The sequence below is a fragment of the Photobacterium atrarenae genome (genome assembly GCF_024380015.1).
In the GTDB taxonomy this organism is placed as follows: Bacteria; Pseudomonadota; Gammaproteobacteria; order Enterobacterales; family Vibrionaceae; genus Photobacterium; species Photobacterium atrarenae.
In genome coordinates this window covers 753,059-776,162 of sequence record NZ_CP101509.1, presented here as the reverse complement: position 1 = coordinate 776,162, position 23,104 = coordinate 753,059, and the positions used below count along the sequence as shown (strand labels likewise).

Here is a 23,104-nt window from a genome sequence, read left to right as displayed (position 1 = left end):
CCTAGGCTGTCAGCAAGTCGTTGAGTTGGATTCCGGCGGCGGAGAGGATGGTGCCCATTTTGGCGCCGGTTTCATCGAGCTCACTTTGCGGTACAGACTCGTTGACAATGCCGGCCCCGGCATAGACTTTCATCTGCCGTTTCTGAACTTCGGCGCAGCGGATGGTAACCACCCATTCGCCATTACCGCGGGCATCGCACCAGCCGACCATGCCGGTGAAGTAGCCGCGATCAAACTGTTCAATTTTGCGGATGGCCTGATAGGCATCTTCGCGCGGATAGCCACACACGGCTGGGGTCGGGTGCAGATCTGCGGCAATTTGCAGCACGTTCAGGTGCGGATCGCTCACCTGGCCTTCCAGCACCGTCGACAGGTGCAGCATGGTCTGGGTTTCGATCACCGACGGCACCATCGGGGTGTAGAGGTTATGGCAGTAGCGACTCAGGACACGCTCGACTTCTTCGACCACCAGGCCATGCTCGTGCAGATCTTTCTGGGTATTGAGCAACGACAGGCGGGATGCCTCGTTGAGCGCTTCGGACTCCGAACGCGGTCGTGAGCCGGCCAGCGGGTTGGAGATCAGGTGGCTGCCTTTTTTGGCCACCAGCAATTCAGGACTGGCGCCCATCAGTTTGGCGCCGTCCTGGGTATTGGCAGCAAACGTATACCCCCGGCTGTTGATAGCCAGCAGGTTGTTGAGCAGATTCTGGAGTGGAATATCTTCGTGGGTCGCCACTTCCACGGCGCGAGAGAGCACTGCTTTCGACAGTCCTGTGGTTGCAAACATTTCCAGCAGATCTTCCACGCCCTGGCGATATTGCTGACCTGACGGGGATGAAATCAGTTTGGCTTGCGACACCATGTTCGGGCGGGGCTGGTTACCGCGCGTACTGCTGGAGACATACAGTTTTTCCGGGATCACAAACCGGGTCGGGTTATCGTCACTGAACGGGACTATTCCGAACAGGAGCGGATTATCGGCATCGTCTTTTTTAGCAGCCTGAAGCATTGTCGTGGCCTGGTTCGCCAGGTCGGCAAATGGGATTGGCTGGTGAAATTCCTGTGCCACACCAGCGCCGAACAGGGTGTTGGACGGTGAAGCAAAAAAGAAAGGTGACGTGGTCAGCTGCTGCTCGATGAGCTCTTGGGCCATTTTAGAATAGCCGATGACTTCACGTTGCATGGTGTTCCCTCTTGAATATCAAACGCGATCTATTGCGAAATTGTGTGACTCAGATTACATTGATAATAATAAAAATGCGAATGGTTATCATTGGTGTTTGATAAATATCGCTATTTTTGATGTAAGCTCACACTTTTTTCATCCATTGGTTGAATCTCATGCAGTGAGCCCAACTAAGAACATATAAATCATGAGGTTATAAAGATGAAGTTGTCACTTATCGGGCAAACGGTATTGGTGACCGGCGCGGCACGGGGCATTGGCCTGAGCGTGACCCAAACGCTGTTGGGAGCCGGGGCGAACGTGATCGCCACGGATGTGAACTTGGACTTATTGCTGGCCAATACAGAGGCACTGCAAGCGCAACACCCGGCACAGCTGCAATGCGATCGGCTGGATCTGAAATCGCCGCAAACCATTCCCGCAGTGATTGCTTCACTCAATGACAAGTATGGCCCCATCACAGATCTGGCCAGTTGCGCCGGGATCCTGCATTTAGGCAGCTTGAGTGAGATGGACTTTACCGCGGTGCAGGATACTTTCATGGTCAATGCATTCGGCGCGCTGGCGGTGATGCAGGCCTTGAGCGGGTCGATGAAACAGGCCGGGCGCGGTGCGATGGTGGTGGTGGGCTCGAATGCTGCCAATACCCCGCGGCCGAATATGGGCGCCTATCCGGCGTCGAAAGCTGCGTTGCATATGATGGTCAAAAGTATCGGGATTGAACTGGCACCGCATGGGATTCGCTGTAATCTCGTCAGCCCGGGCTCGACCCGGACCGAGATGCAGCAGCAGCTCTGGACCGAAAGTTACGGCGAATCGCAGGTGATTGCCGGGGATACGGCGCAGTACCGGCTGGGTATCCCGCTGCAGAAAATTGCCGAGCCGGAAGATATCGCCAATACTGTGCTGTTTTTGCTCTCCGAAGCGGCCAATCATATCACCATGCATGATTTGCGGGTCGACGGCGGGGCGACCCTGGATAATTAATTATTCTACAATCAAAAAATCTAACGCAGTTATCGAGCGTTTTAACAAGCTAGGACGACCCCTTATTGACTACGATTGGTATGAATCACGCTTGATCAATGAAAAGTGCAGCAAAACGCCGGCTCGGGGATTCCGAACCGGCGTTTTTATCGGCTGTCTCAAGGTTCAAGCACAGCCTCAGGCGACGGTTGAAAACTGCCGGCTCAGCGCGATTTCCTTGGCATTGGCCAGGGTATCGATCAGCTTGCGGGTATCGTCCCAGCCGAGGCAGGCGTCGGTGATCGACTGCCCGAAGCGCAGCGGTTGCCCGCCGAGTTTCTGGCTTTCGCCGACCAGAAAGCTTTCTGCCATCACCCCGGCGATATACTGTTCACCGTCAATGAGTTGCCGGGCCAGATTGTCGGCGACACTGAGCTGGTTTAACGCTACCTTCAGGCTGTTGCCGTGACTACAGTCGACAACCAGGCGGGGGGAGAGCTGGCTGGCTTCGAGCTGTTGGGTTACGGTAACCACATCCTCAGAGCTGTAGTTCGGGGTTTTACCGCCGCGTAAAATCACATGCCCGTCCGGGTTGCCCCCGGTCATCACCATCTGCGGACCATTGCGCAGCCCGGAGACACACAGATGATGCGACGCGCTGGCGGCGTGGATCGCATCAATGGCAATATTGACATTGCCGTCGGTGCCGTTTTTAAATCCAACCGGACACGGCAGCCCGGAGGCCATCTGGCGGTGAATTTGCGATTCAGTGGTACGTGCGCCGATGGCGCCCCAGCAAATCAGATCACTGATATACGGATACACCGTGGTATCAAGAAACTCGGTTGCGGTGGCCAGCTCCAGCTGGATCACATCACGCAGAAACTGGCGGGCGATCCGAAGCCCTTTGGCCATGTTATGGCTGCCGTCGAGATCCGGATCTACCACCAGCCCCTTCCAGCCCACTCTTGTTCTTGGTTTTTCAAAATAGGTTCGCATAACGATCAGCAGCTGATCGTGATAGTCGTGCTGAAGCTCGGCCAGCCGGGCTGCATACTCAAGCCCGGCTACCGGGTCGTGGATCGAGCACGGGCCGACGATCAGCATCAGGCGGTTATCGTCGCCACGCAGGACGTTGCTGATGGCTTGTCTTTTCTCGGCGATCAGTTGTTCGCTGCTGTGATCCAGGGCGATATCGCCCTGGAGATCTTCAACATACGGTAGTGGCTCAACGGCAGTTGAGCGCATCACTTTTCGGAGCATTTGCATGTGTCCCCCTCACGAGACAGGTCTTTCTGAACGGGCTAAAAAATAAAAATAATAATTATGATGTTGATGCACTATCGCGCTCAAAGCGCTGATACAGCGCGTTGATCGGCAGTTGCAGGCTGCCGGGTGTTAACACGGCTTCCAAGAACTGCAGCAGACGGCGCTGGTGCTGCTCAAACTCTTCCCGTGGGTGTGCCAGGGGATCGGCATCCAGACTCAGGGTAAGTGCATCGGCGTTGGTCCGGCCCCGGAAGGTAATATTGAAGCCATCCGCCGGACCGCTGGTGATCACCTGGTGTTTGACTTCACACCCTTCAAATTCCGGTGGATCGAACGGTAGTACATTGACAAACGGTGAGAAGAAATAACGGCTGTTGGCGGTCAGTCCCTGATCGGCGGCAATCTGCTCGATCCGGTAACGTCCACGGCTGTAGAGCTGACGCAGCGATTTGCCGCTGGTGGTCAGGTACTGGGCCAGGGTGTCATCCGGGTTGACGGTGACATGGAGCGGTAGAATGTTGACCAGCAAAGCCGGCATGTAGGCACCGACGCTGCCCCAGCGGCTCATGAACGGGACCCACAGTGGTATCGCGGTACGCGGTTGGTCGCCTGGCTGGCCCAGGAAACGGAACAGGTACAGGCCGGAAAGGTTGACCAGCAGATCCGGCCAGCCCATTTTCAATTCGCCTGCCACTGCCTTGAGCTGCCCGCTCAGGGCCGGGGAGAGTTCGCAACTGAAATGCAGCGTTTCGTCGCCGTAATCATCCTCTTTATTCAGCACCGTCAGATCGCTGCTGCTCGCCAGGTAGTCCTGCCAGAAGGCTTTATCCTGCTCGAAACGGCGGCTGCTACGATAGCTCTGTTCTTCGTCAAGGAAACTGGCGAAGGCGTTGAACGGCGCGCCAGCTTCCCCTTTGCCCAGGAAGTGGGAATACAGGGTGGCACAGCGCTGCTCCAGCAGTGTCATGCCGAAGCCGTCCATCACGATATGGTGAGCCCGGATATACCAGAGGTAGCGAGTTGCATCGAGTTTGATCAGCCATTGCGCGGAAAGGGGCTGGTTGAGCAGATTCAATGGGGCGTCGACATCGGCCTGCATCAGGGCTTTGGCTTCCTGCTCCGGGTTCGCGCTGCTTTGCAGATCAATCAGCTGGAGTTGCGGCAGCCGCTGCGGATCCCGCGCTTGCTCCGGCGTGTGGCCGTCTTCACGGAGGCGAAAACGCAGCGACAGAACATCGGTTTCCCGCACGGCTTGCTCAACCGCCTGGCTGAGGGCCTGCTCATCAATGGCACCGCGGATGTCGATGTAATGGGCAACGGTGGACAGGGGTTCATCCGGATGACAGGCAAATTCTTCCCAGAAGTCCAGTTGTGGCAGGGTAAGTGGCATCCAGTTCAGGGTGTTTTCCGACATGTTTCGTACCTTGTGATCGGGGGAGATAAAGCAGAGGGCGTGATCGCCAGTTCCTTTATGCAGTATCCATTTGTGTTCTGGTCAGCGGGCAGAAAGTTTCTCGCAGAGATTGCAGTACACACGCCAGACTCAGAACACGCCATGCCAGAAATAATAACGGTATTAATACAAATGGCAATTATTATCATTTGCATCGGTGTCATATTTTATGGCCCGACGTACGATCAATCTGCCAATTACGGTGCGAGACGAGGTCGAGCCGTGGGCAAAAGCTATTCGGGAACTGTTCAGGATTTGTTCAGGAACTGTGCAGGACCAAAGTCGATTTCGGCAGGAGGCCCGGTTTTGGTTGATTTGGTTAATACGTGGCAATATTCTCAAATAATAAACTAAAAAATCATAAATTGTGAATTGTTATTCTTTTTGGTCTTTGTGTCTGGTGTTATATGTATAGATTGCATTAATGTTCTAATAACTTGCTCTTAGGTGGTGTTTTATCCCTTTATCGTATGTGTTTCAGGGGACTGGGTTGATTGTTTTCTATTCGGCCCGGTTTGAGTTCACAATATTATCTTTGCTATAACCTAGTTGTATCGCGCAGAAGAAGTATATTTTTATTCATAACAAAGGGTACAAGGATGTCTATACGAAAGTTTGTGAAAAGCATGATTGCGACGTGTGCATTGGTTGGGGTGTCAACAACAGCAATGGCTGGGCCAATTCTGGATGATATCGTTGAGTCGGGTGAGTTGCGCGTCTGTTTTGATGCTGGGTACATGCCGTTTGAGATGAAGAGCAAAAACGGCGCCTATATCGGGTTTGATATCGATCTCGGCAAGCTGATGGCCCGCCAGATGGGGGTGAAATACGTGCCGGTAAACACAGCATGGGACGGGATCATCCCGACCTTGCTGACCGGCAAGTGCCACATGATCAATGCCGGGATGACGATCAATGCCCAGCGCAACATGCGGGTGAACTTTTCCGACCCGTACATCGTGATCGGCCAGAGTATTTTGCTCAATCCAAAGCTGAAAGGCGAAGTCACCAGTTACCGCGATCTGAACAACAGCAAGTACACCATTGCCACCAAACTCGGCACGACCGGGGAGCAGGCGAGCAAGCGGATGATCAGCAGCGCCAAGATGAATGTGTTTGAAACTCAGGCTGATGCCGCACTGGAAGTGGCCAACGGCAAAGCCGATGCCCTGGTGTATGACATGCCGTTCAATGCGATTTATGCCGCGCAGAATGCCGGTAAAGTGGTGCACCTGGAGCAGCCGTTCACCTATGAGCCGCTGGGCTGGGCTGTCGCTCAGGGCGATATGGATATGCTGAATTTCCTCAATAACTTCCTGCGCCAGGTCAAAGGTGACGGCACGTACGATCGGATCTACGACAAGTGGTTCAAGAGCGACAGCTGGCTGAGCCAGGTGCAATAAGCCGTTTGAACAGCGGCTGCGCGAGCGGCCGCTGTTGATTGTGACTCTACCGTACGCCTAAGGAAGAAGTATGATTAGGACGACTCACCGCTGGCTCTGGCACCTGGCTTCTGTGGCCATTGTCGGGGCGCTGATGCTGGGCCTTTATCAGGCCTCCAAATCCATTAATTATAACTGGCAGTGGCAACGGGTGCTGCCGTTTATTGTCGACACCTCACCGCAGGAAATCCGGGCCCAGGGCGATGGTACTGTGGTGATCAATGCCGACAACAGCCTGACTATCCTGCTTGACTACAACGACACCCCGCAGCAGATCAGTGATTATGACGAGCGGCTGGTCCAACCCGGTGATTTGGTCTTTGAGGGCGACGTGATTGCCCGCAGTGACCAGTGGACCATAGGTCCGGTGACGTTAGGGCTGTGGGTGACGTTGAAAATCTCAGTGCTGTCGTTGTGCTTTGCCATTATGCTCGGGCTGGTGGCCGGATTGATGCGGATCTCCCACAACCCGATCAGCCGGAACCTGTCGCTGCTGTATGTCGAACTGATCCGAGGCACGCCGCTGCTGGTACAGATTTTTATCGTCTACTTTTTCCTCGGCACTATTTTTGAGCTGGAGCGCTTTACCGCAGGGGTGGTGGCACTGTCAATTTTCACCGGGGCTTATATTGCGGAGATCATCCGTTCGGGGATTCAGTCGATTCCGCCGGGCCAGATGGAAGCCGCGCGCTCGCTGGGGATGAGTTATCCCAAAGCCATGGTCTATGTGATTTTGCCGCAGGCATTTAAGCGCACCCTACCGCCGATGGCCGGGCAGCTAATTACTCTGATTAAGGACTCGTCTTTGGTGTCGGTGATTTCCATTACCGATCTGACTAAAGCCGGACGGGAAGTGATCAGCGGCAGCTTTGCCACGTTCGAAGTCTGGTTCGTGGTGGCCGGTCTGTACCTGGTGTTGACCACGAGCCTGTCGTGGGGTGTTCAGCGGATTGAAAAGAGGATGGCGAGCAGTGACTAGAGCGTATGAAGGCGATGAGATGATTGTCGCAACCGATGTCAACAAAGTGTATCCCAACCAGTGCCATGCGCTGAAAGATGTCAGCGCCACGGTCAAGCGCGGCGAAGTGGTGGTGATTATCGGCCCGTCCGGGTCCGGCAAGTCGACCTTTTTGCGAACCCTGAACCAGCTGGAAGTGATCAGCTCCGGATCGATCCAGATTGACGGCATGGACATGTATGCCAAGTCGACCAATATCAATGATCTGCGCGCCAATGTTGGTATGGTGTTCCAGTCGTTCAACCTGTTCCCGCACAAAACCGTGAAGGGCAATGTGATACTGGCGCCGGAGAAAGTGCTGGGCCGCAGCCGGACTGAATTGGAGCCGGAAGCTGAGGCACTGCTCAAGCGGGTCGGACTGACCGAGAAAATGGATGTCTACCCGTCGCAGCTCTCCGGCGGCCAGCAGCAGCGGGTAGCGATTGCGAGGGCACTGGCGATGCAGCCGGATGTGATGCTGTTTGATGAGCCGACTTCGGCGCTCGACCCGGAAATGGTCGGCGAGGTGCTGGACGTGATGAAAGATCTGGCCGCGGAAGGGATGACCATGGTGGTGGTGACGCACGAAATGGGCTTTGCCCGCGAAGTGGCCGACCGGGTGCTATTCATGGAAGATGGTGAGCTGCTGGTGGGGGATACCCCGGCGAATATTTTTGACTCCCCCAAGCATCCGCGACTGCAGCAGTTCTTGTCGAAAATTCTCTGATGCATCCTTGTGGTGCCGGTAATAAGAATCAAAGCCTGACGCCGGTCAGGCTTTGATTTTTTGGAACGTTCAGAAAGAAGTCCCAGCTAGTGTTTTGATCTTTTCAGGCTTCTGGCACCTTCCAGCATGAGGACCGCAACTGCCAGCCAAATCGCAATATAAGTTGGCCATTCTTTTGCGCTGATCGTTTCACCGAACAGAAGGGCTACCACGAGGAGCAAGACGGGTTCAACATAAACGAGTAAGCCAAAAAGACTCAGATTGAGATGTGGAGCGGAAAGAGACTGAAACGCGAGAGCCAGGGCACTGATCACCCCTAAGCCTGTCACCAACCACAGTAAGTCGAAACTCACCTGAAGTTCATCGAGTACGTAGCCACTCTGCAGGATAAAGTAGAGGCTGAAAGGTAGGCTGAGCATCATATCAAACCAGACGCCACCGATATTGTTGGTGTCTGTTTTATGTCGTAGCGCAAAATAGATCGGATAACCCAAACAGACGACCAAGGTTGGCCACGCCAGAGTTTGGGAGATCGCAAGTTGATTCAACACACCAAGCACCGCAAATAAACAAGCGAGCTGCTGGAGCCGGGACATCCGATCTTGAAAGACAAATCGCCCGACAGCCACCATGGTGATGGGCATCATAAAGTAGCCAAGGGAGACGGCAAGGCCGTAGCCATTGCCGGGAGCCCACAGGAACAGCCACAATTGAATCCCGATCAGAAAGGATGAGACGATACGGGTCAGGCCAAAATAGCGCTCATGTCGCAATCGTTGAAAAATGATTTGAACTTGCGGCCAGTAACCCTTGATGACAATAAATAATGTTAAAAGCGGGAAGGTAAGAAAGATACGCCAGCCATAAATCTCCAGCCCTTTGAGCTCGTTCAACAGTGAGGTATAGGCGAACATGAGGGCAAAAAGTGCCGAAGCAATCACATTGAGAGTGACGCCGACAGTAGTATTAGCGCGAGTCTGCATACGTTTATATAAAGTAAATGTTTAGATGACAGTATTTTATTGCGTATCCCTTGATAAAGGTGCTCTAAAAACATACGGTAAGCGAGAAAATTTCTCGCACGGACTGCATATGTCACTGGATAAATATGATTACGCCCTGTTGGAGTTGTTGCAGCAGAACTGCCAGACGCCCTTACGCGAACTCGCTGAAGCTGTTCACCTGTCGACCGCCTCAGTGCAGCGGCGCATCCAAAAACTCAAAGAGAACGGTTATATTCAAGCGAACGTTGCGGTTCTGGATCCGAATAAGCTTGATCAGGTCATCACTGTCCTGGTGGAAGTTCAGGCCGAGAAAACGCACATACACGATCTTCAGGCCTTAAAAGAAAGCTTCTCTGGGCCGGAAATTCAGCAATGCTACTATGTCACGGGCGAGGCAGATTTCATGCTGGTGCTGCTGGTGCCGAATATGCAGCGTTTTCAGGAGATTTGCGATAATTTGTTTCACAGTAATGCGAATGTGAAATGGTTTAGAACCATTGTGGTGCTGGACCGTGTTAAGGCCACATTGAATGTACTTTAGCGGCGCTTACACAATTATTTTCTGTCATTTTGAACCACGTTGGCCGCTTATTGAATGGCGGAATAAGTAGCGATTGACAACCGTATTTTGAGTGAGTGAAGAACAGGGCAATTTTATTTCAACGAATCCCATTCATAACCGGGTCTTCGAGGAAGATAAAATTGCCCTGATTGATTTTAACTGAAACCATTGCCTGGCAATAAGTCGGTGCCAGGTAAAAGTGGGTTAAAATTGATAATCAGCAACGATACCCATGGTCCGTGGTCCGCCAACTTCAAACATGCGGTGCTTTTGACGAAGGACGTAATCGGTATCCGCAGCATTCTTAACGTATGCGCGAACCGTCAGGTTATCACCGGCATAACCCGCGTTGAGGTTGAGCACCGTATAATCGCCTGCGGTCTTGCTTTCATCATTCTCCAGATCCGTATAGTAGTCCGTTACGTGATTGGCACGCGCGCCGAAGAACAGACCGGAATCGAAGTGTTGGGTGAAGCCAAGTCCGGCAGAAAGTTTCGGCGCATAGCTAAACTCGTTGCCTTTGAGATCCCCAAGGGTTCTTGCTGGACTTTCGTTGATTTCGGTTTTTAACAGACCGACAAAGGCAAAAATATCCAGGCCGGAATCAAACCAGTACGTCGTTTCGACTTCTGTACCGTAAGTCTGGCCTTCCGGAATGTTGGCAATGAAAGTATCTCCACGCTCACCACTGTCACCATCAACGACGGTTTGGTAGTTTTCATAGTCGTTATAGAAGATGTTGGCGGTGAGCCCTAGTTTATTGTTCATGAAGGTTGAGCGGGAGCTGAGCTCATAGGTCCACACTTCTTCTTGCTCAAAGACAAACACCTCTTCTTTGAATCTGTTATAACCCAGGCCGCCGGCGTTATACCCCTTACGTGCCGTTAAGCCAAGCATTGACGTGTCAGAGATGTCATACGTCACCCCGACTTTCGGCAGCAGAATGTTATTGTCTTCATCTGCGTTAAAATCGAGCGAGGGGTTTACATGGTCGAAATCACGTTTGAGTTCATCATGCTCATAACGCGCGCCAAGCAAGAGCCCCCAACGGTCGGTGAGTTTGACTTTAGAATCAAAGTAGATCGCGTGAGTCTGTACTTCGTCTTTACGCGTTAATGAGTCCGTTTGGGTATCCTGATCTTTGAAGAAGCTGCTGATGCCGACAACGACTTTGTATTTGTCATCGAGCGAGTCATACGAAAGCTTGGCTTCAGCGGTATAATTGTCTTCGTCGACGTCACCCCACCAGTCCACCAGTGGGTATGACTCAAATTCGGTTGAGTAATAACGTTTGGCCAGCAATACATCCAAAGCCAGCTCGTCGTTAATCAGGTAAGCGACATCGAAATTGATGTTCCAACTATTGGTTTCCTGACGACGTGTACCATTTTTGTCGGTATATTCTAAAGAGTCTTTCGCTGATACCAGATTGGTATACTGGCCTTCTTCATTTCGGCTGCCGAGTGTCAGTTTTGCGGTGAGCTTGTCATTCCCCCAAGGTCTCAATAACAACTTGCCTCGAACATTGTAGGATTCAATGTCAGACGGATCCCAAGGATACTGGTCGTTGTTCGGCAACGAGTATTTTATCGGGGTGTTGCCCTTGGTTCCTTCCGCGGCCAGGCGGAAAGCGAGTTTCTCGTCGACAATCGGAGCTGAAACCATGCCTGCCAGATGGTATTTATCATCTTCATTTTCATAGCCGGCGCGAACTTTGCTTTCGGTGTAGAAGGTTGGATCCTTGGTCTTGATGACCACGGCACCACTAATACTGTTCCGACCCTGGTTCGTTGACTGAGGGCCTTTATAAATTTCGACTTGCTCAGTGTCCCAAAGCCCGGCTTTGCCGAAGGCCTCACCGGTCCAGGACTCGGCAACACCATCCACCGTTGTGTTCACACGGGGCGTTGCACCGGTCATATAGCTCAGGAATCCTTCACCCGCACCGCGTCCGTCGACACCCCGAATATGCGGGATCCCCGAAGGGGCATTCAGGACATTCGGGACGCGATCCAGCAAGTCGTAGTAGGTTCGGTCTTCACCATTATCCGCTTCTTCCGTGAATACGGTCACCGAGCTGGTATTTTCCGCGAGCGTGCCCCCCAGCCTTTCACCGGTCACAACAATCGTTTCCATGTTCTTATTGTTGTCTTGCTCACTGGCAGAGGCAGACATGCTGGTGCCGAGACAAATAATGCTGATGAGTGTGGCAAGTTTGGTTTTGTGGGTATGACTGATAGAAATACGACTGCTTAAATCCATGGGCTTCATGACCGAATAAATCCTTAATTACAAAATGAAGAAAAACATTTGAAGTTGTAGTCACAGTTATGCAAAATTTAACGCGACGATGATGCTAATGATAATTATTTTTATTTGCAACTAAGTTCGGGGGATTTTATGTTAACTGATTTCCATTTTTGAAAATGAGCACGCGTTCAATGAGCCAGAATCATGATATTTACTGGAAAAAGCCTAATGCAAACCGATAAATCCCTTTCAGGAATACTTTCTTTTCTTGCCCGTAAAAACTGTTGTGTGGGTGATGAACAATGGTGGGGAAAGATTCGATCGGAAGGTTTGCCATTAATTCTCACCCATGATGGGGAATACCGTGAGGTGCTGTTTCTTTGGCGGGAGATTCCGATTAATCATGAGTGTTCTATCAAAGAAGTTTATATCGACATTAATGGCGTGACCGATCACCACAGTTTTGATATGGCCAAACTGACCCGTTTAGAAGGGACGGACGTCTGGTTTTATGTCAACAACATCAAACCAACCTGGCGTGGGGGCTATTCATTTATTCCGGTTACGTTGCAGCAGGTGCAGCCGAAATACACAGGAAGTGCTGAAGCGAAGAGAGTCCAGCACCGGCAATGGCTGCGGACGATTTTTCCACTAAGTTGTCGTGATGAATTCAGCCGGAAAAATTTAAACAACTGCGAGTGGGGGAAAAATAAGACCCCTTTACAGATGCCAAATGCCCTGCCGCAACCCGAATGGCAAAGCTTTGATGGTTTGTGCGGGCAATGCCGGGCCAGTGCCGATCTCACATTCCGTTGGCAGAGCCAACGATTAAACAGCACCCGCGAGATATGGCTTTATTCTACGAATTTAACAACAGCGTGCCGTCATTTGCCTCTGGTGCTGATCCTTGATGGCCGTTTTTGGTCTCAATCGTTACCGATCTATGATGCGCTGTCACAGGCTACGCAACATGGAAAATTGCCCGAAGCAATTTATGTGCTGGTCGATGAAGTCAATGTCCGTCAGCGCAGTGAGGATTTAAGTTGTAATCCCATATTCTGGCAGGCGGTGATCACTGAACTGCTGCCGCGGGTTTCTGACTATTTTCCGGTGACTCAAGATCCCAGGCAAACCGCCATTGTCGGGCAGAGCCTGGGTGGATTAGCGGCCATGTACGCCGCGCTTCACTGGCCGGAGCGCTTTGGTGCCGTTGTGTGCCAGTCGGGCTCATTCTGGTGGCCTGACTTTTCTCTGGTGAAACTGCCGAGCGATTATTCTCCCCCTTACCCCTCTGATTTAATCAGCGACATGAGTCGTCAGGTACACGTTGGGCTTGGCGCGAACGTGCGCTTAAACCTCTTTTTAGAAGTGGGGAGTGGTGAAGACATCATGATCGACCTGAGTCGGGATATGTACAACCAGCTGGTCTCGCAGCAACACCGAATTCAATACAGAGTCTTTGATGGCGGCCATGAACGCTTATGTTGGCGGGGGGGCATCATCGATGGGCTGTCTTATGTTTTTAATCGTGAATCTGAATCAGCATCCGAATGGGTTGGTTGATTCGGTTATTGACGAAGGTTTGGTGAAAGAACGGACTGGCTGCACGAGACCACATGGCCGTAAGGTCGGATGTCGACAAAACTTTGCAGGATTTTGATCGTGTGGATACTTGTGGACCAAGGCCTTGCCTTGGCGATCGATACCGCAGATGTTGAACCCCGATCTGGCTAAATTAAAGTCAATGAAAGATGATGCCAGGATGCAGTGGCGTTCAACCACCGTCTGGCAGATCCGGTGCGGCAACATCTGATCGCATGGCGCTTGTCACTTGATCAGTTTTTTAAGGAGGAAAAATGGCGTTTTCGGATTCCGAAAGAGAAGCACTGCTGGCAGTGAAAGGGGTGGGCCCTACCGTCCTGAAAAGGTTCGAGGAAATTGGCATCGACACCTTGTCTGATTTAGCCACGTATCAGGCGGATGACATTGCTGAAATGGTGGCTTCCATGCTGCGAACCACGTGCTGGAAGAATAGCCCCCAAGCCAAGGCAGCCATTACAGCGGCTATTGCCCGAGCGAAAGCAGGGCTGGGTTGATTGTTTGAAATGTGTGATGCGGAGAGTCCGCCTCATTCGGCTGACAGAGGAGAACACCCAGTGAAGTGGATGGATAAAGTCTTATGGATCGATGGCCTTGCCGCGCTGTTTGTCGGGTCTATATTAATCAGCTTTCATTCGTTTGTTGGTGAAATTTACAGCATGCCGGAAAAGGTTGTGCTCTTTCTGGCGAGCGCGAATTTACTCTATGGTCTCTATTCGTCGAGCCTTGCGATGAGCCGGAAAGTCTCGCTACGAAAGATTCAGGTACTGGTATTCGGCAATTGTTTTTGGGCGTTGACTTGTTTATTCCTCGTTTATCGATTCATGGATAGTGCAAGTCTGCTCGGTATTTTGTTCATTTTGTCTGAGGCTTTATTCGTCACCGTTCTGGCCGGCGTCGAATGGCGCTGCAGATTTGACTTGTCCGCAACCCGGTCCACGGCCTAGCAAGGCAACACGAGCGTCATTGGCAGCCAAGGCAGCGTCTGCGCTTTATGGAATGCAATGTTGGGCGATAAGGTGTGGTTTTGAATACCACACCTTATCTGAAGCAACAAGAATGGTAATCCTACCGCGACCGAAACAAAAAATTAACTCATGTGGTCGCCCTGCCCGTAACCCTCATCGAAAAAGAACCACTCGCTGTTAAGCGAGCGGTACTAAGCGCGATAACAGGGTTTTCGAGTTGGAACGCCATGGGAATACCTGGCATTATGTGTGTAGCAAGTTAGGGGCAGTTTACAAGACGTGTTCTCTGTACCAAATGAAACTCGAATTATATTCTCTAAGGTTCGATTTACGCAAAAACGGTCAATCTGATCTATGATAATAATAAGTTAGGTAAATAAAGTGATAGTTGAGGAATAAATGTCACTATCAGAACCATTGGGAGGTGACCACACAAGATGAGCTTCATCGTTGGCTTGATATATTTATCTAATGGCAACTTAGCAACGCCACCGGCCATAAATAGCATTGGGGCACAAGGAGGAGAAATATTACCAAGCCCTAAGTTCACACCAACAATCGCAGCAAAGTGAATAGGATCTACTCCTAATGCTTTTATTATTGGTAAGAATATTACGGCAGCCAGAATACTGCCTGATATATCATCAACAATCATCCCAATCAACACTAATAGAAGATTAATGAGAAGCAGTAAAACAAGTTTATCTTCACTGATCTGTAGTAGTACGTCAGCAATTTGGTTCGGTATTTGTTGAAATACCATCGCCCGGCTCATCACAAATAGAAAGAACAGAACCGCGATAATTGATCGAGACTGTAAATAACTTCGTGTAATTGCCTATTATTAAAGCCAGTAATGGCTAAGGATAGGCTCATGGATAAAAAACAACTCGAAGCGCTTGCTCGTGAAGCAGCGAAGTCCATCAAGACGGAAAGTGACCTCAACGACTTTCGCCAAATGCTAACCAAGGTGACCGTTGAAACTGCGCTCAATGCTGAATTAGACGAGCACCTTGGTTATGACAAAAACGCTGAACACCCGTCGACAAACTGTCGTAATGGCTACTCCAGCAAAACGCTCATTACTGATGACGGCCAGGTCTCAATCGATACGCCACGTGACCGTCACGCCAGCTTTGAACCCAAGCTCGTTAAAAAGCATCAAACCCGCTTTCAGTCAATGGATGACAAGATTTTAAGCCTGTACGCCAAGGGGATGACGACACGCGAAATTGTCGCCACTTTCAAAGAAATGTATGACGCCGACGTCTCGCCAACACTCATTTCCAAGGTCACTGATGCTGTCTTAGAACAAGTTGTCGAGTGGCAATCTCGCCCTCTCGATGAGGTTTATCCTATCGTTTATCTGGACTGTATCGTGGTCAAAGTTCGTCAGGATAAGCAGGTAATAAACAAGTCCGTGTACCTCGCTCTAGGCGTCAATTTAGAGGGCCAGAAAGAGTTGCTGGGGATGTGGCTCTCCGAAACTGAAGGTGCCAAATTCTGGCTCAATGTCCTGACTGAGCTGCAAAACCGCGGAGTCAAAGACATCCTTATCGCTTGTGTCGATGGCTTGAAGGGCTTTCCCGATGCCATCAACTCCGTGTTCCCTGAAACCCAAATCCAGCTATGCATCGTGCACATGGTACGAAATTCGGTTAAATACGTACCGTGGAAGGACTACAAAGCAGTGACGGCTGACCTTAAGCAAATCTACCAGTCAGCAACCGAGGATGAAGCCTTATTAGCGCTTGAGCGTTTCTCTGATAAATGGGACGCCAAATACCCTCAAATCAGCCGTTCTTGGACAGCTCATTGGGATAACCTGAATACTCTGTTCAACTATCCACAGGACATACGAAAAGCGATTTATACGACCAACGCGATTGAATCACTCAACAGCGTCATCAGGAAAGCGATTAAAAAGCGCAAGTTGTTCCCGACCGATGAATCAGCGAGAAAAGTTATCTATCTGGCGATCCAGGATGCCTCCAAGAAATGGACGATGCCAATTAGAAACTGGCGGCAAGCCCTGAACCGCTTTATGATTATGTTCGAAGACCGATTAACTGAATACTTGTAACCCAGAGCAGTTACACAGAATTATTTACAGGGTCCCATTATTTATCCTCCTGTTTATATACTTCTCGTAGGTCTCTAAAAATATCCAACGTTAAATACAATGATGAAATGATAAACCCGAAGATCATTGAGGAAAACCAGACCCAACGAGGCCAACCAAGATTAGTACTTAATCTACCTCTATCATATATTTTCAATACATATTCAATGGCTAAGTAAGAGAAGAACAAAAGGGCAACCAAAGAGACAACATAACCAAACAACTTGATATATTCAATATGCTTTTGTTTCTTCACTAAAAGGTGAATAACTCCTCCTGTGATATGTTCCTTGGTTTTTGTCACATAAGCCATACCTGAAAAGTAAACCCACACTCCGAGCAACAATGCTACTTCTTCTATACCGGTAAAAGGTGAATCGAACACATACCTCAAAATAACTTGAAAGAACATCAATAATGAAAGCGATATTACTGAGCTAATCATTACAAATCGAAGCAGAATTTCTAGAAAGTCACACACACTATAAAAAGCGGGCGCATCATGATGCACAAGAGAGTCATTCATAATTACCTCACTACTGCTTCTTCACACCAGAAACAGTGTAAACTTGATCCATAATGTCTTTACCAACCGTCTTTTCCATGTTTGGCCACTCGTTGGCATAGATGCTTGCTTTCGCTTTATCCATTTGATCATCACTAAGAGATACGACGTTAATACCTGCATCTTTTACTTTTTCTAGATAATCAGCATCTATATTTTCTGCTTTTTCCCAAACGATTCGCATCGTATTTTTTGCAGCTTCTTGCATTTTCACACGCTCTTCAGCAGGTAGATCCTCCCACCACTCTTTGTTCACCAGGAAATATCCCTGTTCAAAGTAATCTTTGGTTAGGATGTAAGTTTCAAGAACGTCACGCATCTGCCAGATTTCGATTGAAGGACCAAACCCCCGACCATCGATTACGCCGAGTTGTAGAGATGTATATAGCTCACCATATGGCATAGGGACTGCTGAGAAGCCCCAGTCGGAAAAACGCTCTACCGCGATGGGCACATCGACCGTACGAATTTTTAGACCTTTCGTATCTTCTGGGAATGCAACTGGTACTTTGCCCACACCTTTTCGAATTGCCATTGAACCGAAGCCTGTTGGTACAATGCCCAACGCGTGAAGACCGATATCTTCAAAGATATCGTTATAGATGTCGAGCATTCCACCTTCTTGACCATATATTTCTTTTGCACTATCCCAATCGTCAGCAACATAACCTAACCAAGTCAGATCAAGGCGCTTGTCAAATTCTGAAGCTCCAAACGAAATAGTAACTGGAATTACGCCATCCACTGCTTGCTCAAATTGAGATTGCCAATCACCCAGATCACCACCTGAATGGTATTGAGGAATATATTCCGATCCAGTCGCCTCAAGTTCCCCCATAAAAGTTTCTGCAGCAAAGTTAAAGACATGATCCGTTGGGTATGCTTGCGCTAAGATAAAGCGCTCTGCTGCCGCATTGAATGCAACGCAAGAACTGACCGATGTGAGGACAACTGCTTTTATTAGTTGATTTATTTCCATGTTTTTCTTCCTTGTTTAGCAAACGGCTTAACAGATGGCTAAGCCGTTGATAGTTTTATTCGGAAAGAGAATAACGCTTAGAAGCCATTAACTAGGGAAAGAGTACTTGATACCTTCACGCACACCAGATGATGGCCAACGTTGAGTGATTGTTTTACGGTCTGTGTAGAAACGAACGGCATCTGGCCCGTAAATACAAAGGTCACCAAAACGAGATTGTTTCCAACCACCAAAGCTGTGGTAAGCGACAGGTACTGGTAGAGGAATGTTGATACCGACCATGCCGACTTTGATCTCATCGCTAAAGTAACGCGCTGCTTCACCATCACGAGTAAATAGACAAGTACCATTACCGTACATGTTGTCGTTAATCAGAGTGACAGCTTCTTCCATGGAATCGACGCGAACAACTTGTAGTACTGGACCAAAGATCTCTGCTTGGTAGCTGGTCATTTCCGCCGTTACGTTATCGATCAGTGTTGCACCAATGTAGTAGCCGTTCTCGCAGGATGGTGGAACTTGGATATCGCGGCCATCAACAACAAGACGAGCTCCCTGCTCTACCGCTGAAGAGATGTGAGCCTCAATACGCTCTTTATGCTCTTGGCTGATAACGGCACCAAAGCTATTAGCTTTGTCTGAGTAGTGACCAACCTTAATGGATTTCATTTGCTCGGTTAGCTTAGCAATCAGCGCATCTGCGACATCATCGCCCACAGCGACTGCAACAGAAAGTGCCATACAGCGCTCGCCAGATGAGCCAAATGCAGCACCAATCAGTTGATCCACCGCGTTATCTAAATCTGCGTCAGGCATTACAATAGCGTGGTTCTTCGCACCACCTAACGCCTGACAGCGCTTACCGTATCGTGCAGCCTCTTGGTAGACATACTGTGCGATAGGTGTTGAACCGACAAAACTTACTGCTTCCACTCGGTCGTCTTGAAGAAGCGCATCAACTACTTCTTTATCACCATTAATAATGTTGAATACACCATCGGGTAAACCAGCTTTTTGCAAGAGGCCAGCAAGAAACAGCTGTGCAGATGGCACGCGCTCTGAAGGTTTCAGGATGAAACTGTTCCCACAAGCAATCGCCATCGGGTACATCCACAGTGGTACCATGGCTGGGAAGTTAAATGGCGTGATACCAACCACGACACCTAATGGCTCAAACTGACTCCAAGAGTCAATTTTACCTCCTACATCTTTCGTGAATTCCCCTTTCAAAAGCTCTGGAATACCCGCAGCATATTCAATGTTCTCGATACCACGAATCAATTCACCCATAGCGTCATGGCTGATCTTACCGTGTTCTTTACCAATTAATTCACAAAGTTTTTCTGAGTTGTTTTCAACCAGAGTTTTGAATCTGGCAAAGATTTGAGCGCGCTTAGCCGGGGGAGTTTTACGCCAGTCTTCTTGTGCTTTTTGAGCAACATTAATAACTTCATAAACTAACGCCTTATCAGCCATAGCAAGTTTCGATTCGATTTCACCTGTTGAAGGGCAATCAACGTCCAGAAAATTCTCGCCGGTTTCGACCACGCGACCATTGATGTAGTGACCTATAATATTCATTGTTACTTCCTTTCTATTAACTATTTTCAATACTTTCGCCAAGTGCGTTCACTAAGAGATCCACTTCTTTTGGTGTGGTGATAAATGGAACCCCAAGCTGAACGGTATCGCCGCCAAAACGAACATAAAAACCTTTCTCCCACATGCTCATCGCTATGTCATAAGGGCGCTTCATAGGAGTGTTGTCTTTGTGCTCTAAAGTAATCCCTGCAGCCAGACCGTAATTACGAATATCGTTTACAAAAGGCAAGCCTTTTAGCGAATGGACGGACTCTTCGAATAGCGGAGATAAATTATTCACACGCTCCATGATGCCTTGGCGTTCGATCTCATCGAGTGTTGCCATTGCTGCAGCACAAGCGACAGGTGACGCTGAGTATGTATAGCCATGTGGAAACTCGATCACACCTTCATCACCACTGTTTTCCATAAACGTGTCGTAAATTTCAGACTGGCTGATCACCGCACCCATAGGAATGATGCCGTTGGTAAGCTGTTTGGCCGTCGTCATAATATCCGGTGTAACATCAAATTTCTCAGCGGCGCTGTACGAGCCCATACGACCAAATGCACAAATAACCTCATCAAAAATAAGAAGAATATTGTTCTTAGTACAAATTTCTCTCACTTTCTCCAGGTAACCGACAGGAGGTGGAAGAACGCCTGCCGAGCCCGCAACAGGCTCAATGATGACCGCTGCAATATTTGACGCATCGTGAAGAGCTATCAGATCGTTTAACTCCTCCGCTAAGTAGGCACCTTCGAGAGGTAACCCTTTTTGGAATTCGTTACCTTTGAGGAGAGTGTGGGATAAATGATCGGAATCGATACCTTGGCCATATAGAGAGCGGTTACCAACGATACCGCCGACACTGACGCCGCCAAAGTTGACACCGTGGTATCCTTTGATACGGCCAATATATTTTGTTTTACTCGCCATCCCCTTCTTACGCCAGTAAGCACGAGCCATTTTCAGCGCAGTATCTACAGACTCAGAACCGTCATTGGTAAAGAAGACTTTGTCTAGTCTATGAGGCATTAGACTAGCGATTCTCTCTGCTAGATCGAACGCGTAGCTGTGACTGAACTGGAATGAAGGTGCATAATCCAAGGTATTAAGTTGTTTTGTAATAGCCTTGTTAATATACTTATTATTATGACCTAAACCACAGGTCCAAAGACCAGATAAAGAATCATAAATATCTCTACCCTTATCATCTTTGAAATAACACCCAGAGGCGGAAGTAATGATACGTGGGCTTTTTTTGAATTCCCGATTAGCAGTAAATGGCATCCAATAAGCGCTGAGCTTATCTGAGGTTAGTGTTCCGTTCATGCAACTTTTCCTTTTAATTGTTTACATGGGTACCGCGGACAAAGACCACAAAAATACAAACATACAGTAACATTTACTTTACAATCAGAATTCATAAGCTTAAATTGCGTTTATCGAAACATTAGTTTGTATATTTCAAACAAATCAGAGGTAGCAATGGCTAAGAAGACGATTAATCACTTGTCTCACTCCGAATTACGGCTGTTAAACATCTTCAAAGTCGTCGCGGAGAACAACGGAATAACTTCCGCTCAAGAGATACTCAGCAAGAACAAGGCTACCATCAGTATTGCCTTATCTGATCTTGAAACAAGGCTTGGTTTTTCACTTTGTCAACGAGGGCGAGCTGGGTTTAAACTAACGCCGGAAGGGGAGGTTGTATTTCGCTCTTATCTTTCTCTACATGACAGTATTATTAACTTCACTAACGCCGTTAATTCGATAGATGAATCGACGCATGGATCGCTAAGTATCTATATAGATGATAACTTTATTAACCATCAAAAGATGCGCATTACCGACACTCTAAAAAAGCTTAGTCAGAAGTTTCCAAATATTAATATTTACCTCGCTATGGGGTGCAGCACCAAGGCAAAAGAGAAACTTGTTAATGATGAAGTCGACATCACCGTCATGCAAAAAACGTCGATGGATACAGGTTTAATTTATACTGAGTTATACAAAGAAAAAGAATATCTATACGCCTCAAGTCACCACCACATCTTCAGGCGAAGTCACATTGATCTAAGTACAGCTGAGATCATGCAACTGCCGACTGTTCAGTCCTCATATTCATATTGCGTCAATTGGGATAAATACAATACAAAAGCAACCACTGATGATAAAGAAGCAACAGCATTTTTGATTCTCACTGACGAGTTCACTGGTTTTCTTCCTAGTTTTTATGCGAAGCAATGGGTTGATGCAGGCCGAATGAAAGCATTGAAGCCTCAAGAGCTAAATAACAGCATAGACTACTGCGTTGCCGTAAAACCATCTAGAACCAACGAATTGTTGATTAAAATATGGCTGGACTGCTTCAATTCTATAATTGAACAAGAACAGCCCTGTCTTTTGAGTTAAGAGAGAAGGCAGACATCGAATGAGTTTACTCCTCCTTCTCTCTACTCTTGTTGTAATCGAGTGAGCTCGTCCCAAAGTGGCCCTTTCAGCAAGTGAATACTGCGCGAAACATGTTTGGATTTTGCCGTTAATAACGATATCGACAAGGGAATACTGAAGTCGATGGGAGCAAATCCGATTTGTCCGGATGTGTCTGTGACAAACTTTCGTGCAGTAACCACATCGACTAAAGAGACACCTAAGCCTTCACTGACCATCGCTGCGATCGACGGGAACAAGTGTGCCTCAGCTACGGCATTAAGGCTTACCGACTGCTGTGCGCACAGAGATTCCAAAGTGTGCGTTATGTGGTGATGTTGGTCGAGTGTAATAAACGGCTCATCATGAAAGTCCTGCAAACTAAGGATATCGATATTTTCAAACTTGTGGCCCTTAGGATAAATTCCCACTAACTCAAAATCTAAGCGGTCTGCAACCAATTCATTTGTGTTTGAAGGGGACTCCGCGATGCCTAAATCGTATAACCCTGTTCTGACACCATCTTGTACTTGAATTGAGGGGGCAACTTTAAATGCAACGTTGAGCATTGGGTTGTCTTTCAATACGCGCGCGATCACTTTGGGGGCGACTGAAGAGGGAAACCCTGGCATACATGCGATATGAATTTTTCCCGCTCTACCGCATTTCAACTCAGCGGCAACATCTTCAAGATGGTTTGCCGATGCAAGTAGGCGCTCAACAGCGGGTAACATAAATTCCGCTTCAGCAGTCAGAGAGATTCCTGTATGAGAGCGTTTGAACAGTGAGAAACCGAGCTCTTCTTCAAGTTTTGTGATCGCAGACGTCACTGCTGGCTGGGTCAGTTGTAATCGCAAGGCTGCTAGCGACAAACTTCCGGCATTGAGTACTTCTTTGAATATCTCATACTTTCTTAAATTCTTTGTCTGACTTCTCATTGTAGTACCAAAGTAGGGTATAAGATGTATTTATGTAGATATAAATGTTACACCATTGT

At 48.8% G+C, this 23,104-nt stretch carries 21 protein-coding genes; 10 read left to right on the top strand and 11 right to left on the bottom strand.

What is annotated here, in order from left to right; all coding sequences use genetic code 11:
• Position 1: 1 nt before the first annotated feature.
• Positions 2 to 1,183, bottom strand: a complete 1,182-nt coding sequence (locus tag NNL38_RS19545; protein ID WP_255392115.1) for an isochorismate synthase — start codon at positions 1,181 to 1,183, stop codon at positions 2 to 4.
• Positions 1,184 to 1,387: 204 nt separating this feature from the next.
• On the opposite strand from NNL38_RS19545, the gene NNL38_RS19540 reads away from it, so the two are divergent.
• Entirely contained in the window at positions 1,388 to 2,173 is a 786-nt protein-coding gene (locus tag NNL38_RS19540; protein WP_255392114.1) for a 2,3-dihydro-2,3-dihydroxybenzoate dehydrogenase, read from the top strand.
• 177 nt (positions 2,174 to 2,350) lie between these two features.
• Here the strand turns inward: NNL38_RS19540 and NNL38_RS19535 are convergent, their stop codons facing one another.
• Both NNL38_RS19535 and NNL38_RS19530 read right to left on the bottom strand, forming a co-directional pair.
• Positions 2,351 to 3,421 carry a 3-deoxy-7-phosphoheptulonate synthase gene (locus tag NNL38_RS19535; RefSeq protein ID WP_255392113.1) on the bottom strand — a complete coding sequence of 357 codons (1,071 nt, stop codon included), beginning with the start codon at positions 3,419 to 3,421 and terminating at the stop codon, positions 2,351 to 2,353.
• 55 nt (positions 3,422 to 3,476) lie between these two features.
• A complete protein-coding gene (locus NNL38_RS19530; RefSeq protein ID WP_255392112.1) occupies positions 3,477 to 4,835 on the bottom strand; it encodes a condensation domain-containing protein in 1,359 nt (452 codons plus the stop codon).
• A gap of 665 nt (positions 4,836 to 5,500) precedes the next feature.
• Here NNL38_RS19530 and NNL38_RS19525 point away from each other — a divergent pair.
• From NNL38_RS19525 to NNL38_RS19515, 3 genes are all read left to right on the top strand, one after another.
• Positions 5,501 to 6,277 carry a transporter substrate-binding domain-containing protein gene (locus NNL38_RS19525; protein ID WP_439651425.1) on the top strand — a complete coding sequence of 259 codons (777 nt, stop codon included), beginning with the start codon at positions 5,501 to 5,503 and terminating at the stop codon, positions 6,275 to 6,277.
• Positions 6,278 to 6,347: 70 nt separating this feature from the next.
• Positions 6,348 to 7,295 carry an amino acid ABC transporter permease gene (locus NNL38_RS19520; RefSeq protein WP_255392110.1) on the top strand — a complete coding sequence of 316 codons (948 nt, stop codon included), beginning with the start codon at positions 6,348 to 6,350 and terminating at the stop codon, positions 7,293 to 7,295.
• 19 nt (positions 7,296 to 7,314) lie between these two features.
• On the top strand, positions 7,315 to 8,040 hold the full coding sequence (locus NNL38_RS19515) for an amino acid ABC transporter ATP-binding protein (protein ID WP_255392291.1): 726 nt from the start codon (positions 7,315 to 7,317) through the stop codon (positions 8,038 to 8,040).
• Between the two features lie 86 nt (positions 8,041 to 8,126).
• On the opposite strand, the gene rarD is transcribed toward NNL38_RS19515, so the two are convergent.
• On the bottom strand, positions 8,127 to 9,023 hold the full coding sequence (gene rarD / locus NNL38_RS19510) for an EamA family transporter RarD (RefSeq protein WP_255392109.1): 897 nt from the start codon (positions 9,021 to 9,023) through the stop codon (positions 8,127 to 8,129).
• Between the two features lie 25 nt (positions 9,024 to 9,048).
• Here rarD and NNL38_RS19505 point away from each other — a divergent pair, with 25 nt between their 5' ends.
• Complete coding sequence (locus NNL38_RS19505) at positions 9,049 to 9,585, top strand: Lrp/AsnC family transcriptional regulator (protein WP_255392108.1); 537 nt, start codon at positions 9,049 to 9,051, stop codon at positions 9,583 to 9,585.
• Positions 9,586 to 9,810: 225 nt separating this feature from the next.
• On the opposite strand, the gene NNL38_RS19500 is transcribed toward NNL38_RS19505, so the two are convergent.
• Positions 9,811 to 11,877, bottom strand: coding sequence for a TonB-dependent receptor (locus NNL38_RS19500; protein ID WP_255392107.1), 2,067 nt, complete (start codon positions 11,875 to 11,877; stop codon positions 9,811 to 9,813).
• 207 nt (positions 11,878 to 12,084) lie between these two features.
• Here NNL38_RS19500 and fes point away from each other — a divergent pair, with 207 nt between their 5' ends.
• The 3 genes from fes to NNL38_RS19485 all read left to right on the top strand — a co-directional run bounded on the left by fes (position 12,085) and on the right by NNL38_RS19485 (position 14,402).
• Positions 12,085 to 13,419 (top strand): enterochelin esterase, encoded by a 1,335-nt coding sequence (fes, locus tag NNL38_RS19495; protein WP_255392106.1) that lies wholly within the window; start codon positions 12,085 to 12,087, stop codon positions 13,417 to 13,419.
• Positions 13,420 to 13,712: 293 nt separating this feature from the next.
• Positions 13,713 to 13,952 (top strand): hypothetical protein, encoded by a 240-nt coding sequence (locus NNL38_RS19490; protein WP_255392105.1) that lies wholly within the window; start codon positions 13,713 to 13,715, stop codon positions 13,950 to 13,952.
• 60 nt (positions 13,953 to 14,012) lie between these two features.
• A complete protein-coding gene (locus NNL38_RS19485; protein WP_255392104.1) occupies positions 14,013 to 14,402 on the top strand; it encodes a hypothetical protein in 390 nt (129 codons plus the stop codon).
• A 373-nt stretch (positions 14,403 to 14,775) separates the two neighbouring features.
• Here NNL38_RS19485 and NNL38_RS19480 read toward each other — a convergent pair whose 3' ends face one another.
• Positions 14,776 to 15,225: a TRAP transporter large permease subunit gene (locus NNL38_RS19480; protein WP_255392290.1), complete on the bottom strand. Its 450-nt coding sequence runs from the start codon at positions 15,223 to 15,225 to the stop codon at positions 14,776 to 14,778.
• Positions 15,226 to 15,297: 72 nt separating this feature from the next.
• Between NNL38_RS19480 and NNL38_RS19475 the strand changes: the two genes are divergently transcribed.
• Complete coding sequence (locus NNL38_RS19475; protein WP_255392103.1) at positions 15,298 to 16,506, top strand: IS256 family transposase; 1,209 nt, start codon at positions 15,298 to 15,300, stop codon at positions 16,504 to 16,506.
• Between the two features lie 37 nt (positions 16,507 to 16,543).
• Here the strand turns inward: NNL38_RS19475 and NNL38_RS19470 are convergent, their stop codons facing one another.
• From NNL38_RS19470 to aptA, 4 genes are all read right to left on the bottom strand, one after another.
• Positions 16,544 to 17,071, bottom strand: a complete 528-nt coding sequence (locus NNL38_RS19470) for a TRAP transporter small permease (protein WP_255392102.1) — start codon at positions 17,069 to 17,071, stop codon at positions 16,544 to 16,546.
• Between the two features lie 10 nt (positions 17,072 to 17,081).
• Positions 17,082 to 18,089, bottom strand: a complete 1,008-nt coding sequence (gene dctP / locus NNL38_RS19465) for a TRAP transporter substrate-binding protein DctP (RefSeq protein WP_255392101.1) — start codon at positions 18,087 to 18,089, stop codon at positions 17,082 to 17,084.
• Positions 18,090 to 18,176: 87 nt separating this feature from the next.
• Positions 18,177 to 19,670, bottom strand: a complete 1,494-nt coding sequence (locus NNL38_RS19460) for a CoA-acylating methylmalonate-semialdehyde dehydrogenase (RefSeq protein ID WP_255392100.1) — start codon at positions 19,668 to 19,670, stop codon at positions 18,177 to 18,179.
• A 16-nt stretch (positions 19,671 to 19,686) separates the two neighbouring features.
• Positions 19,687 to 21,006 (bottom strand): omega-aminotransferase AptA, encoded by a 1,320-nt coding sequence (gene aptA / locus NNL38_RS19455; RefSeq protein WP_255392099.1) that lies wholly within the window; start codon positions 21,004 to 21,006, stop codon positions 19,687 to 19,689.
• 156 nt (positions 21,007 to 21,162) lie between these two features.
• On the opposite strand from aptA, the gene NNL38_RS19450 reads away from it, so the two are divergent.
• Positions 21,163 to 22,089, top strand: coding sequence for a LysR family transcriptional regulator (locus NNL38_RS19450; protein WP_255392098.1), 927 nt, complete (start codon positions 21,163 to 21,165; stop codon positions 22,087 to 22,089).
• Positions 22,090 to 22,130: 41 nt separating this feature from the next.
• Here the strand turns inward: NNL38_RS19450 and NNL38_RS19445 are convergent, their stop codons facing one another.
• Complete coding sequence (locus NNL38_RS19445) at positions 22,131 to 23,045, bottom strand: LysR family transcriptional regulator (RefSeq protein ID WP_255392097.1); 915 nt, start codon at positions 23,043 to 23,045, stop codon at positions 22,131 to 22,133.
• Positions 23,046 to 23,104 lie beyond the last annotated feature (59 nt).